Below are 12,837 nucleotides of genomic sequence, written 5' to 3' on the forward strand. Positions count from 1 at the left end.
ACTCCTCACATGCCCTTCGCGCCGGTCTGCGCGAAGAGGACCTTCATTGCGACAAGCGAGGGCGTGTGGCAGGAGAAACCGCCATCGGCGACCAGCGTCGTTCCGGTCACGAAGGACGACTCGTCGGACGCGAGGAAGGCCACCACGTCGGCGATCTGGCGCGGGGTGCCGACATCCGGCGTGAGGTGATTGTCGCGGAGGATCTGGATCACGGCCGGCGGCATGCTCCCGTGGGCGTTCTCTGCTGGCGCGAGGCCGATCTGCAGCGCGTTGGAGCGGATGCCCTCCTTGCCGTACTGGGTCGCAATCGACTTGCTGAGCATCATCAGCGCCGCCTTCGAGGCGGCGTAGGCCGACAGCGACAGGTCGCCTTGGGCGCCGAGCCCGGAGGTCGCGAAGATCAGGGAGCCTTTCTTCTGCTTGAGCATCTCGCGAATCGCATACTTGGCGCACAGCATCGCACCGCGCAGATTCACCGCCATCGCCCGGTCCCAGGCCTCGACGTCCATGTTGGCAACGTCGCGGTCACGCTGGCGTTGCTCGACGCTCAGGATCGCCGCATTGCTGTACAGGACGTCCACTCGCCCGAAGCGGTCCACCACCGCCGCGACCATCGCCGCGACATCCGCCTCGGACGAGACGTCGGCCTGCACGGCGAACGCACGCCCACCGCCGGACTCGATCTCGGCGGCCACCTTGCGTGCGCCGTCGAGGTCAATGTCCGTGATTGCCACACTCGCACCGTGCATCGCCAGCACGCGGGCCGATTCGGCGCCGAGGCCGCCGGCCGCACCGGTCACGATCGCGACACGGCCATCCAGTTTTCGCTCGCTCATCTGTCTGTCTCCTGATTCTTGTCTGCGCGGAGCGCTTCGCTTAGCGACCGGTAAAGCGCGGTTCGCGCTTTTCGCGAAAGGCGATCGCCGCCTCCGTCGCGTCGTCGCTGGGTTTGAGCAGTGCGAAAAGATCCAGCTCGAGGTCCAGGCCCTTCTTGAGGTCCACGTCCAGTGCGGCACGCGCGGCGCGCTTCACGCACAGCGTCGCCGCCGGCGCCCGTGAGGCGATGCGCATCGCGAACGCGCGCACCTCTTCCACCAGCTTGTCCGGCGCGCTCGCCACCCGGGTGACCAGGCCGATCGCCTTCGCTTCATCGGCGCTCAGGCGGTCACCGGTGAGCAGCAGGTCCATCGCCCGGCCCGGCCCCACCACGCGGGGCAGGCGCTGGGTTCCTCCTCCGCCGGGAATCAGGCCCAGGGCAGTCTCAGGCAGACTGAAAACCGCGTCGGGGGTGGCAAAGCGGATGTCGCAAGCGAGGGCGAGCTCCATCCCCCCTCCCATGCAATAGCCATGAATGGCCGCAATCGTGGGTTTCTCGGCGGCATCGAACGCCTCGACCCAGCGCGCGCCCTGCATGCGCCGGCGCACTTCGATTGAGGTCTCGGGGCCACGCTGTTCCTTGATGTCGGCGCCCGCGCAGAAACCCCGCGGGCCATCCCCGCGAATGACGATCACGTGGATCGCCGGGTCTGCCTCGAGATCCTGCAGAGCCTGCGGAACGCCGGTGCGAATGTCGTCGTTGATGGCATTGATCTGGGCCGGGCGGGTCAGCACGACCCAGCCGATATTGCCCTGACGCTCCACGGCCACGGCGTCGTTGAGCGGGACCGCCATCGATTCGGCGCCCGCATTCTTGACCGCAAGGTCGGATGCCATGTCAGACCTCCTCGAACTCGATGAGCTGCCCGCGCATCTCGCTCGGATCGATCCGGATCATCGCGCCGCCGCCGACGGCTTCGGACTCCTCGATCCATTGGAAACGGGTCCCGCGCGCGCGCAAGTCCTCGGCCTTGGCCTTGAGGCCGTTCACTGCGATGCGGATGTAGTAAAGACCCGGCCCCCAGTTATTCAGGTACAGGCCCGCGTCGCTGTCCCAGCGGCTGGGCTGGATCACGTCGAGGCTGGCGCTGTTGGCGACGGTAAAGGGCATCGTCGCGCGGCGGTATCCCTCGCGATGCAGCGCTTCGACTTCGCCGCTCGGCTCCCAGTCGAGATTCTTCGAGCAGCAGCGCAGCGTCTCGTCCAGATCGCGGACGAGGAATCCGCGCGCACTGACGCGCACCATGTCGCCCGGCTTCGGGTCGCGCGGCTGCACGGGTTCCGCGGCGAATGTCTCGGACGGCATCTGCAGCGGTTCAGTCGGCATCACCTCGATGCACAGGCCGCCATCCACCACCGGGGTGTAACGCGGCCGCTCTGGCGTCGCGCCGAGCCACAACCGGTCGAACGGCATGTCCGGCGTGCGCTGGGCCATGCGGAACGGCAACCCGCGCCGCATCAGCTTGTCGACGAAGGCGTCGAATTTCGGCCCTTGCAACGCGAGCACGACCGAGTGGGTGAGCATCGGACGATGGCGTCCCTGGTAGTCCTTCAGGCTTTCGAGGAACTCGTGGAACATCGGGTCGCCGGGATTCTCGCGATCCAGATGCCATTGCGGTTCGAGCCGGGTCGGAGACACCGCCAGCGACTTGTGCACGCGCAGGAAGTGCGCGACGTAGGGATGATCGTCGAACGCCTGACGCCAGTTCGGATGGCCATGCACGCCGAGCTTGTTCACCAGCCGCGCAGCCATGTCGTCGGGATCAGGCAGCATCATGTCGGCACTCAGCAAGAGGTCGAACATTGTCTTGTCTCCAGTTGTGGTCTGTCTTGTCCGCCAGTCGCCCGCCGGGGCGATGTCGGCTTTCTTGAATTTCTTGAGGGATCAGGCAGCCGCACGCAAAAGGGCTCCGCGTGCGCCGCTCGGTTCGCGCGGGTTGAGCATGAAATGCGACAGCGCCGGAATCAGGATCAGGGCACCGAGCATGTTCCACAGGAACATGAAGGTCAGCAGGATCCCCATGTCGGCCTGGAACTTGATCGGCGACCATGCCCAGGTGATCACGCCGGCAGCCATCGTGAGTCCCACCAACGCGACCACCTTGCCGGTGAAATCGAGCGACTTGCGATAGGCATCGCGCAAGCTTCCCCCGCGACGCTGGACGGCAATCTGCACACTCAGCAGATAAAGCGCGTAGTCGACGCCGACGCCGACCGCGATGACCGGCAGGGTCGCGACCTTGAGTCCGATACCGAGCCAGACCATCAGCGCCTTGCAGAGGATCGTGGTGATGACGAGCGGGATCAGTGCGACGATCGTCGCGCGAACGCTGCGGAACGTGATCAGGCACAGCAGCGCCGTTGCACCATAAACCGCGAGATACATCGTGACGATGCTCTTCTGTACCTCGATGTTGGTCGCCGCCTCGATACCAGCGCTGCCCGCAGCCAGCAGGAACTGCACCGGCTCCTTTGCATCGGGCGCGGTATTGTTGGCAGCCGCGTACGCTTCCGCAGTCTGCAGAATGCGTCCCACGGTATCCGCCTTGTGGTCCTTCAGGTAAGCGACCAGGGGCGACACGGAGCAACTCTGGTTCGTGATGTCCGGCGTCGCGATCACGGCTGCCGACACGGAGCCGTCGGTGATCGACTGGTTACGGCTGATCGTGAGCCACTTGCCACTGCCCTCGAACATCGCCGAGGTCACGAAACGCACCGTTTCGGCCAGTGAGGTCGTCGTCTGGACCGCCGGATCCTGCCGCAGCAGTTGTGCCAGCCCGTCCATCTTCTGCAGGCTCGAATACAGGCGACAGCCCTCGTCGCCGGTCTTCATGATGACCACGAACTGGTCGCTCGAGAGCCCGTAGTGTTCCGTGATGTATGCGTTGTCGCGGTTGTAGCGCGACTCGGGCCGAAGTTCGGGCGCCCCGGCATCCAGATCTCCGATGCGAAGGTCCTGCATGACGATTGCGGAGACGACGGTCACGATCGCGGCAATGGCGATGACCGGAATCGCCCACCTCCGCTCGGTGAGTTCGTCCAAACCGTGCCAGATCCGCCCCGGCAACGAACGTCGGCCGCCCGCCTTCATGTCGTCCGCCGTGGCATGCCGGATGGCCGATTCGCTGACGCCGAGATAGGAGAGTGCGACCGGGATGAGGAAAAGCTTCGTGAAGATCAGGACCGAAACGCCGACGCTGGTGGTCAGGGCCAGATCGCGGATAACCGGGATGTCGATGATGATCAGTACAGCAAAACCGACGATGTTCGCCAGCAGTGCCGTAAGGCCGGCCATGAACAGGCGCCGGAAGGTGTAGCGCGACGCGACGTACTTGTGGGTGCCACGGCCAATGTCCTGGATGATGCCGTTCATCTTCTGCGCGCCGTGCGACAGCCCGATAGCGAAGATCAGGAAAGGCACCAGGATCGAATACGGATCGAGCTCGTACCCGAGCAACTGCATCAGCCCAAGCAGCCACACCACGCCGATCACGGCGACCGTCACGAGAAGCGCCGTGCTGCGCACGCAGCGGGTGTAGAGATAGACGAAGAACGCGGCAACGACGACTGACACCGCGAAGAACACCATCACCTCGCGCAGGCCCGCGATCAGATCGCCGACGATCTTCGCGAAGCCGACGATATGGATGCCGACCGTGTCACTCTCGTAGGTGCGGATCTTCGCTTCGAGAGCGTCCGCAAACTCGCCGTAATTCAGCGCTTCACCGGTTTTCGGATGGGTATCCAGCAGCGGCGCCACGATCATGCTCGACTTCATGTCATTTGCAACGAGTCTGCCGACGATGCCCGCCTTGCCGATGTTCTCGCGCAGTTTCGCGATCTCGTTCGCGCTGCCGTCGAAGCTCGCGGGCATGACCGCGCCGCCGGTGATGCCGTCTTCGGTCACCTCCCGCCAGCGGACGATCGGCATCCAGATCGACTTCATCCACGAACGATCGACGCCGGGAATCAGGTAAAGGTCATCATTGACTTTCTTGAGCACGTCAAGGTACCCGGGGTCGAAGACGTCCCCCGACTTGTTCTCGACGACGATCCGGATCGTGTTGCCCAGACCCGGCAACTCGCTTTTGTTATCCAGGTAATTCTTGATGTACGGGCTGCCGAGCGGAATCATCCGCTCGAAATTCGCATTGACCTGGATGCGCGTCGCGGCGAAGCCGAGTACGAGAGTCGCCACAAGGCATGCCAGGAGCACGACGATGCGATTGTTGAAGATGATGCGCTCGAGCACGCTGCCGGAACCGAGATCGAAATCCTTCAGGTCCCGGATCACCGGCATCACTCTTTGTTCGCTGTGGCCTGCCATGCTGTGTCTCGCAAATTTCAGTATCAGGAGAGGCCGTTACCGGAGGGGCAAACGGATCAGATCAACGCCATTGACTCGGGCGAGCAGGAGCTCTTCCGGACCGGCCATCGCAGCGGCGAATACCTCCCCGCCGCGTTGCACCTCGAGCGCTGCCACGCTCGCCCCATCATCGTTACTCAGCAGAACCTGACCAGATTGGGTCACGAACACCATGCGTCCCGCGCCGCGGTCGAGGGCGGCGACAAGGCTCGCATCGCTGCCCATGGAGAGAGAGGACCAGCTCGCCGCCCCATCGCGGCTAATAAAGGCATTGCCACGCAGCCCGTAGACGATCAGCTTCGAGTCCCCTGCGGTGATACCGAAATACGTGCCCTTATAGGGCGTTTCGACGGTCTGGAACCGGGCCGCGTCTCGATCGAGGCGACGCACCAGACCTTGCTCTCCGGCAAGAAACACCCCACCGTCGGGCGTCGGCTCGATCGCATACAGGTGCATGCGACGCCCGTTGTCCGCGCGCTCGATCCACGGCTCCCATGTGCTGCCACCGTCAGTCGTATGCAGCAGCAGACCGAAAGCGCCAGCCAGAAAACCCTCGCCGCGCTCGTTTACGTTGATGTCGAGAAACGGATAGGCCAGCACGCCCGGCGTCGCGGACTGCTCGGCCGCCATCTCGACGTCCCGCAACACGCGTCCTGCCTCTTCATTGCCCGCATTGGCCAGAGCGCTGTAGTGTTTGGAGAGCAGTTCGAAGAGAGCATGACCGTCCATTACCCGGGACCAGGTTTCCCCGCCGTTATCCGAACGCAGGACGACTGCATCGTGTCCGAGCGCCCATGCGGTGCTGCCCGCCCCGAAGCGCACCGTCGTGAAGTCTGCGCTCAGCGGCGCGACGATCTGGGACCAGTTCCGACCGGCGTCGCGTGACAGCAGAATGATCCCGCGCGGCCCGACGGCCAGGGCGCGCCCATCCTTGCTGGCGATACCTGACATTGCACCCCGCAAGGACTGGGGAGAGATCACCGCGGGGACGGTTAATACGTCGCGCACGGCGGAACCCGTGGCGAGCGCCACGCCTGCCGCGCCGAGAACCGCTGCCGCAAGGGTCAGACGCAGACGCCGGCCCGGGACCATGGAACGGGAGATCGAACTGCTAACGCGATTCAAGAGACAACTCCTTGCCGATGCGATCCCCGCCGCCCACAACAAGCACCGGGCGGGGGTATCTATCTGGAGTGAGCCGGAACCGGAAGGGGCAACACGGCAAGCCGCGATGCCCGCTTCCACATGAGGGCTGACGATCAGCGCGCGGTTTCCTGCGCGACGATTGCCTCGGGGTTGAGTTCGCGGTTGGCCATCGGCGCCTTCAGAACGCCATAACCGCCGACCAGGCCGTCATTCACCAGCGCGTACATGCCCTTGTTGAAGTCATACACCACGTTCTTCACGGTGTAGGGCGCCTGGACGTCATAGAGCTGAACCATCGAGTTGAAGATCGAGCGATACAACTGGCCGCTCTGGTCGAAGGCGTCGTACAGGCCTGCGCCGTATGTATCCTCGTCAAAGTAGTACATGCGCTTGGCGTACACATGGCGGACGCCCGGCTTCAGCGTCGCTTCGACGACCCAGACGCGGTGAAGCTCCCAACGCCAGCAGGCCGGATTCGGGTGCTTGTCCATGAACTGCTCTTCGACGCCGCAACCGAAATAAAGCTTGTAGGCGTTGTAGGGGATGTACATCTCCTTCTTGCCGACCAGCTTAAATTCGAAACGGTCCATCTGTCCCGAGAATACGAAGAGCTCGTCGAACAGCGTGACGCCGCCCATGCTCGCGACCGGCGTGTCGTAGGCGAACTCCGGAGCGAGCTTGATGCGGCGCTGTCCCGGCGTGTAGCTCCACGCGCGGCGTGGCTTCTCGGTCGGATCGAGGAAGTCCGAGAGACCGGTCGCCTCGCCTGCCTTGCGGATCGGCGCCTGCGTTACCGAGTAGGTGCGCCAGTAGAGCTTTGCGTCACGGCCGTCCAGGTCGTCATGGTAGTAGGGCGTCTCTTCCATCGTCTTCTGCTGCGCCGCCATGACCACCTTGCCGTTGGAGTCCACGACCCACGAGCGCGACGACTTGGTCGTCGTATCGGCCTTGTAGCGAAGCTGCTGGTTCCACATCACCTCGTAGCCGGTCTTCGGCATGGGGAACGGCAGACCGCCCCGGCATGCTTCCTCGACGGAGAGGCCGTTCTTGGCGGTGTTGCATGTCGTCGCATTGCGCACCGTGTTGTTCAGGACCTTGGCGGGATACGACGCCGTACGGTGCGACGGATAGATATCCATATAGAAGCTCGGGTACTTCTTCAGGAGCTCCTTCTGCCCTTCCGACAGCTTGTCTGCGTGCTGCTGATAGTTCTTGCCGTCGATCCGGAGCAGGGGCTTTTCGTCCTTGAACGGATCCGCCCAGAAACCGCTGTCGGGCTTGAAGTCGGCCGGAGCCTTGGTCAGCCCTCCGGTGTATTCCGGGATCGTCCCTTCCTTGTTGCCCGCCTGGATCGCGCCGTACTTGGTCAGCGTCGCACCGAGCTGTTTCGCCTCTTCTGCCGTAACCGCCGCCATCGCGTGGCTCGAGAGGACCGCCGCGGCGGCCCATACGAAATTGCGCATCTTCATGTCTCTCGTCTCCTGTTTGCGGCCTGTCAGAAAGCCGTCTTGAACGTGAAGGACAGCCAGCCACGGTCGATCACACCAACCGAGGAGTTGCTGTGGGCCGCACCGCCGGTAATCCGTTCCTCACCGCGAACGACGCCCTTGCGCACCGGCAAGCTGCGGTCAGAGTAGTTGAGGGCGAATTCGTACTTGGACGCATAGGTCCAGGTGGTACCGATCGACCAACGCAGCTCACCCTCTGTGCCGCCACCTGAAGAGGGTGCGTTTCCGGAAAGCCCATAGTTGATGCTGACCGGCACCGCCAGGTCCCATGACGGAAAGATGTTGAGATATTGCGGCGAGAACCTGACCGCGAGCTGCAGGGCATCGACGGTCGAACAGCCATCCCGCTTGGTGCCGGTCCCCGGGCGTCCGACTGCCGAATTGACGCAACTTGCCGCACCGACCTTGCGATACAGCTGCTCGTTCTCGGTCACGCGATCGAGTCGGTTGTATGCGATCTCCGCGATCAATGTCCCGGTATCCCACATCGGCGTCTGCGGTAACAGATAAACGCCATTCACCACCGCATGCCAGGTGTCGCCGCGCGCGCCCGAGTCGAGCGTATGCGACGCCGGCGTATTCAAAGGCCCGTTCTTGCGGTACGACAACTCGGTACCCACGCTTACGCCACCGATCACACGCGAGAAGCTCACACTGTATTGCTCGATGTCCTCGGGATACAGGAAGCGTGCCTTGCTGGGTAATACGGCGGGACCGAGGCGAACGAAGTCCGAGAGCTGCACACCGAGTTCCGGCGCGTAGTCGTCGAACTTGCGGTAGTAAGCACCGAAGGTCGACTCGATCGCCTCCACGTTCCAGCGCGCACCCACGCCCCAATTGCCGCGCTTGCTCGGTTCCTTCGCGTCGATGATCGAGGCCTTGAGCTGGCCGACCCCGAAGGAAAGGTTATCGGACGACGGCGCGGTGTCAGCACCCATCAGGTAAGTGCCGGCGTGCGGTACGCGGGTAGGCTCCCAGTCGTAGAAATACTGCCCGACGACGGTCACGCTATCCGTGAGCTGGGCACTCGCGTGTACCTGCCCGATCGGAAGGAAAACTTCCTTGGTCTCAATGCCGGGGTTGGTTACGGCCTTCACGCCGTCAACCGGGGACTGTCCGTAGGAGATTGCATGCGCACCGATCAGCAGGCCTTCACCCCACACGTTGGTCTGGCGACCGACCTTCAGGTTGAGCGGCACCTTGCCGAGATCGAGGTTGGTCCAGACGAAGGCGTCGAGGATTTCGCCCGAGGGACCATTCACATAGCGCTTGACCGTGCCGTTGTACTTGTCATTGCGATAGGCGGTGGCAGTGCCGGTCGGCGCAGTCACCGAATGATCGTCGTAGGCATGGTCGTACCACGCTGCACCGGTCACACGAGCGCCGATTTTGCCGCGATAGCTGACATCGAATTCGGAGAGCAGATCGAGACGGTTGGTCACGATGTCGCCTCGATCGAACTTGCTGTCGCCCTCGTCATAGACCGGATTGCGCATCAGCTTCTTGTCCTGATCCTCGACACGCACGCCCGCCGTATATCGGATCGTGTTATCCCAACGCATCTTGACGTCCGGGTTGCCGGTTTCGACCTCGAACGCCGACGCCCCCCCCACCCATGCAAGTGCAAGTGCGGCAGTGACGCCCCTCAGCGCGAACCGGGTACGGACAGACCTGCTCCCATTATTCATGAATTTGTCTCCTCTGGTTATATCGATGACCGTGACACCCTGACCTTGTCTTTTCACGCCTCGTTGGAGGGCGAATCCGGCCTGTTTTCAGATCAATCGCTGTGTCCCGGTACGTCGGGTTTTCACACAACTGAATTGTAGCGGGTAATTTCTCTTAATTCTACCCTTGAACGTAGATTCTCTTATTAGAATTTTGCCCCACGCGAGCAATCTGCTTGATAATTCATTTGCCATAGTCAAAACACACACCGATCCGGGTCCGCATCGACGAATCAGACTGACGCCGAGCCCTCGTTGCGCCGCTTCACTGCTTCGGTGAAATCGCGCTTGAGTGTCGGGTAGTACGCGATCTGGCCCTGCAACCCGCCGGCGATATCGATCGAGGCCGCGCTGATGAAGCTGGCGTAGTCGCTGGCAAGGAACAGCGCCATGCCCGCCACGTCTTCCGGCTTGCCGAAACGCCCGATCGGCACCACCTTGAGGACCATTTCGTTGAACTCCTCACGGGAGACGCCGGGGCCGACCTCCCTGAAATGACGCTCCCACTGGCCGGTGTCGATCCAGCCCATGTTCAGCGAGTTGACGAGGATGTTTTCCTTCGCGAGCGACATCCCGAGAGACTTGGAGAGCGCGAGGCAGGACGCACGATTGATGACCGACGGGATGCCGTCCGGAGTCGGGATCGCACCGGCCAGCGCGTTGATCTCGATGATGCGACCCCAGCGCTGCCGGCGCATGTACGGCACCACGGCCTGCACGAAGCGGAAGTGCCCCATCTGGAGAATGTTGGCGTGCTCGAGGATCGCCTCGGGGGTGAGCGTGTCCAGATTGCCCCCCAGCCCCTGGCCAGCATTGTTAACGAGGACATCGACCCCGCCCCAGCTCTCGGCGACCTCATCCACGAAGGCCTTCACACCCGGCGTGTCGGTCACGTCCACCGCGCGCGCGATAACCGCCTGGGCCTGCTGCGCAAGCTCCCTGCCGGTCTCTTCGACCGCTTCGGGAGTGCGTGCGCAGATCGCAACGCGCGCACCTTCCGCAGCGAAGGCACGCGCGATCGCACGCCCGATCCCGCGTGAGGCGCCGGTTACGATTACGCGCCGGTCGCTAAGGTCGATATTCATGTCGTCTCTCCTGTCGTTTGCCTGCCGCGACGCCCGCTTACATGCGTTCGATGATCGTCGCGGTGCCCATGCCGCCTGCACAGCAGATCGCCTGCAGGCCGTAGCGCGCTTCACGTCGTTCCAGTTCGTGCAGCAGCGAGGTCATGATGCGCGAGCCGCTTCCGCCAAGCGGATGCCCGAGGGCGATCGCTCCGCCATTGACGTTGAGCCGGTCATGCGACACACCGAGCTCCTTCATCCACACCATCGGCACCGGCGCGAACGCCTCGTTGACCTCGAACAGATCGATGTCCTCGACATTCAGCCCGGCCTGGGCGAGCACCTTCCGGGTTGCGGCAATCGGCCCGGTCAGCATCAGCGTCGGGTCGGAGCCGACCGTGGTGAAGGCGCGGATGCGCGCCCGGGGTTTGACGCCGAGCCGGTCAATCGCCTCTGCGGACATCAGCAGCAGCACCGCCGCACCGTCGGAGATCTGCGACGAATTTCCGGCGGTCATCTTGCCGTTGTCGCGAAAGCTGGTCTTCAACGTGGCAAGCTTCTCGGCACTGGTGCCGGGGCGAATCGTTTCGTCCGCAGCGAAGACTTCCGGCGCGGGCTCTACGTAGTCTCTATCCTTGAGCGCAGCGACAGGTACCGGCGCGATCTCCTTGCGGAAATATCCCCCTTCGGCCGCGGCCGCGGCGCGGCGGTGACTCTCCACCGCGAAGGCGTCTAGCTGGGCGCGAGTCAATTCCCATTTGTCCGCGACCCGCTCGGCCGCCTCACCCTGGCTGGTGAGCTCGTAGCGCTCGGAAGCCAGCCAGCCGAAGGTCTCGCCGTAGATTTCGCGGTTGCCGCCCATGCGCACGCGGCTCATGTTCTCGGCACCGCCCGCCACGACGACCTGCGCCGATCCGGCGGCGATCAGGCCAGCGGCGACGTGCACCGCAGCCTCGCCGGAGCCGCACTTGCGGTCGATCGTGAGACCGGGAATCGCATCCGGCCAGCCCGCCCCCAGCAGGGAGGTGCGCGCGATGTTCGCGGATTGTTCGCCGACCTGGGTGACGCAGCCGAAGATGACGTCGTCCACCTCGGCCGCCGCGATGCCGGCGCGCTCGACCACAGCGTTCAGGACGTGGGCCCCGAGGTGATCCGCGCGTACGCCGGCCAGACTCCCCCGGTACTTGCCGACCGGCGTGCGGACGGCCTCGACAATGAAGACGTCGCTCATAGGTTGCTCGCCTTCAGGCCCGAGCCCGGAACGCGCTGGCCGGTCTCGTCATATTTGTATACCCCGTGCCCGGTCTTGCGCCCGTAACGGCCGGCCGCCACCATCTTGATGATCAGCGGGCAGGGACGGAACTTCTCGCCGAGCGTCGAATGGAGATAGCGCAGCACCGACAGGCGCGTATCCCAGCCGGTCAGGTCACCCAGCTCGAGCGGCCCCATCGGGTGGTTGAAACCCATCCGCAGCGCGGTGTCGATGTCCTCTGCGCTGGCGGTGCCTTCCTGCAGCATCCACATCGCTTCGTTCCCCAGCATCGCGGACATGCGGCTAGTGGTCAGGCCGGGGGACTCATTCACCAGGATCGAGGTCTTGCCGATCGCATCGCACCATTCGCGGCTGGTCGCGACAGTGGCTTCGTCGGTCGCGATACCGAGCACCAGCTCGACGAGCTTCATCTTGTGCACCGGGTTGAAGAAGTGCATGCCGATGACGCGCTCGGGACATGGCACCGACGCGGCAATCTCGGTGACGCTGAGCGCCGATGTGTTGGTCGCGATCACCGCGTTCGCGGCCAGCACGGGAACTGCCTCGCCCAGCACCGCCTTCTTGACCGCGAGATTCTCCGAGACGGTCTCGATCAGGAGGTGCGCACCTTCGGCCGCCTGTTTCAACACGGTATTGGTGGAAAGACGCGCTTTGGCGGCGTCGGCCACATCCACCGCGAGCTTTCCGAGCTTCACGCCACCATCCAGGATGCCGTGGATGTTCTTCTCCGCCCTGGCGAGTGCCTCTGCGCTGGTATCCACCAGTTGCGTCGCGAAGCCGCTGCTCGCGAACGCATGCGCGATTCCGGTACCCATCAGGCCGGCACCGACCACCACAACCTTGTGATTCTTGTCGAGCATTTGTCTTGCCTCCTTGC

The 12,837-nt window shown here is 63.6% G+C and carries 10 protein-coding genes; all 10 read right to left on the bottom strand.

From position 1 onward, the window contains the following. Positions 1-5: 5 nt before the first annotated feature. Entirely contained in the window at positions 6-836 is an 831-nt protein-coding gene (locus GPA22_RS00180) for an SDR family NAD(P)-dependent oxidoreductase (RefSeq protein ID WP_169254096.1), read from the bottom strand. A gap of 40 nt (positions 837-876) precedes the next feature. Next, the gene (locus tag GPA22_RS00185; RefSeq protein ID WP_169254097.1) at positions 877-1,713 is read right to left on the bottom strand and encodes an enoyl-CoA hydratase/isomerase family protein; all 837 of its coding nucleotides are present in this window, start codon (positions 1,711-1,713) and stop codon (positions 877-879) included. Between the two features lies 1 nt (position 1,714). Beyond that, the gene (locus GPA22_RS00190) at positions 1,715-2,680 is read right to left on the bottom strand and encodes a VOC family protein (RefSeq protein WP_169254098.1); all 966 of its coding nucleotides are present in this window, start codon (positions 2,678-2,680) and stop codon (positions 1,715-1,717) included. A gap of 81 nt (positions 2,681-2,761) precedes the next feature. Next, positions 2,762-5,203, bottom strand: coding sequence for an efflux RND transporter permease subunit (locus GPA22_RS00195; RefSeq protein ID WP_169254099.1), 2,442 nt, complete (start codon positions 5,201-5,203; stop codon positions 2,762-2,764). Positions 5,204-5,239: 36 nt separating this feature from the next. Continuing rightward, the gene (locus GPA22_RS00200; protein ID WP_169254100.1) at positions 5,240-6,367 is read right to left on the bottom strand and encodes a WD40/YVTN/BNR-like repeat-containing protein; all 1,128 of its coding nucleotides are present in this window, start codon (positions 6,365-6,367) and stop codon (positions 5,240-5,242) included. 134 nt (positions 6,368-6,501) lie between these two features. Continuing rightward, positions 6,502-7,857 carry a DUF1329 domain-containing protein gene (locus GPA22_RS00205; protein ID WP_169254101.1) on the bottom strand — a complete coding sequence of 452 codons (1,356 nt, stop codon included), beginning with the start codon at positions 7,855-7,857 and terminating at the stop codon, positions 6,502-6,504. Positions 7,858-7,883: 26 nt separating this feature from the next. After that, the gene (locus tag GPA22_RS00210) at positions 7,884-9,584 is read right to left on the bottom strand and encodes a DUF1302 domain-containing protein (RefSeq protein ID WP_169254102.1); all 1,701 of its coding nucleotides are present in this window, start codon (positions 9,582-9,584) and stop codon (positions 7,884-7,886) included. 272 nt (positions 9,585-9,856) lie between these two features. Further along, complete coding sequence (locus GPA22_RS00215; protein WP_169254103.1) at positions 9,857-10,708, bottom strand: SDR family oxidoreductase; 852 nt, start codon at positions 10,706-10,708, stop codon at positions 9,857-9,859. Between the two features lie 37 nt (positions 10,709-10,745). Further along, positions 10,746-11,918, bottom strand: a complete 1,173-nt coding sequence (locus GPA22_RS00220; RefSeq protein ID WP_169254104.1) for a thiolase family protein — start codon at positions 11,916-11,918, stop codon at positions 10,746-10,748. Then, positions 11,915-12,820: a 3-hydroxyacyl-CoA dehydrogenase gene (locus tag GPA22_RS00225; RefSeq protein WP_169254105.1), complete on the bottom strand. Its 906-nt coding sequence runs from the start codon at positions 12,818-12,820 to the stop codon at positions 11,915-11,917. Before GPA22_RS00225 ends, GPA22_RS00220 begins: the two co-directional genes overlap by 4 nt. Positions 12,821-12,837: the final 17 nt, after the last annotated feature.

This window comes from Aromatoleum toluvorans (assembly GCF_012910905.1).
GTDB classification, from domain to species: domain Bacteria; phylum Pseudomonadota; class Gammaproteobacteria; order Burkholderiales; family Rhodocyclaceae; genus Aromatoleum; species Aromatoleum toluvorans.

Bases quoted from the DNA above. Each gene is read 5' to 3' on its own strand.
- GPA22_RS00185 (WP_169254097.1), bottom strand. From the start codon at position 1,713: ATGGCATCCGACCTTGCGGTCAAGAATGCGGGCGCCGAATCGATGGCG.
- GPA22_RS00205 (WP_169254101.1), bottom strand. From the start codon at position 7,857: ATGAAGATGCGCAATTTCGTATGGGCCGCCGCGGCGGTCCTCTCGAGC.
- GPA22_RS00180 (WP_169254096.1), bottom strand. From the start codon at position 836: ATGAGCGAGCGAAAACTGGATGGCCGTGTCGCGATCGTGACCGGTGCG.
- GPA22_RS00210 (WP_169254102.1), bottom strand. From the start codon at position 9,584: ATGAATAATGGGAGCAGGTCTGTCCGTACCCGGTTCGCGCTGAGGGGC.
- GPA22_RS00195 (WP_169254099.1), bottom strand. From the start codon at position 5,203: ATGGCAGGCCACAGCGAACAAAGAGTGATGCCGGTGATCCGGGACCTG.
- GPA22_RS00215 (WP_169254103.1), bottom strand. From the start codon at position 10,708: ATGAATATCGACCTTAGCGACCGGCGCGTAATCGTAACCGGCGCCTCA.
- GPA22_RS00190 (WP_169254098.1), bottom strand. From the start codon at position 2,680: ATGTTCGACCTCTTGCTGAGTGCCGACATGATGCTGCCTGATCCCGAC.
- GPA22_RS00225 (WP_169254105.1), bottom strand. From the start codon at position 12,820: ATGCTCGACAAGAATCACAAGGTTGTGGTGGTCGGTGCCGGCCTGATG.
- GPA22_RS00220 (WP_169254104.1), bottom strand. From the start codon at position 11,918: ATGAGCGACGTCTTCATTGTCGAGGCCGTCCGCACGCCGGTCGGCAAG.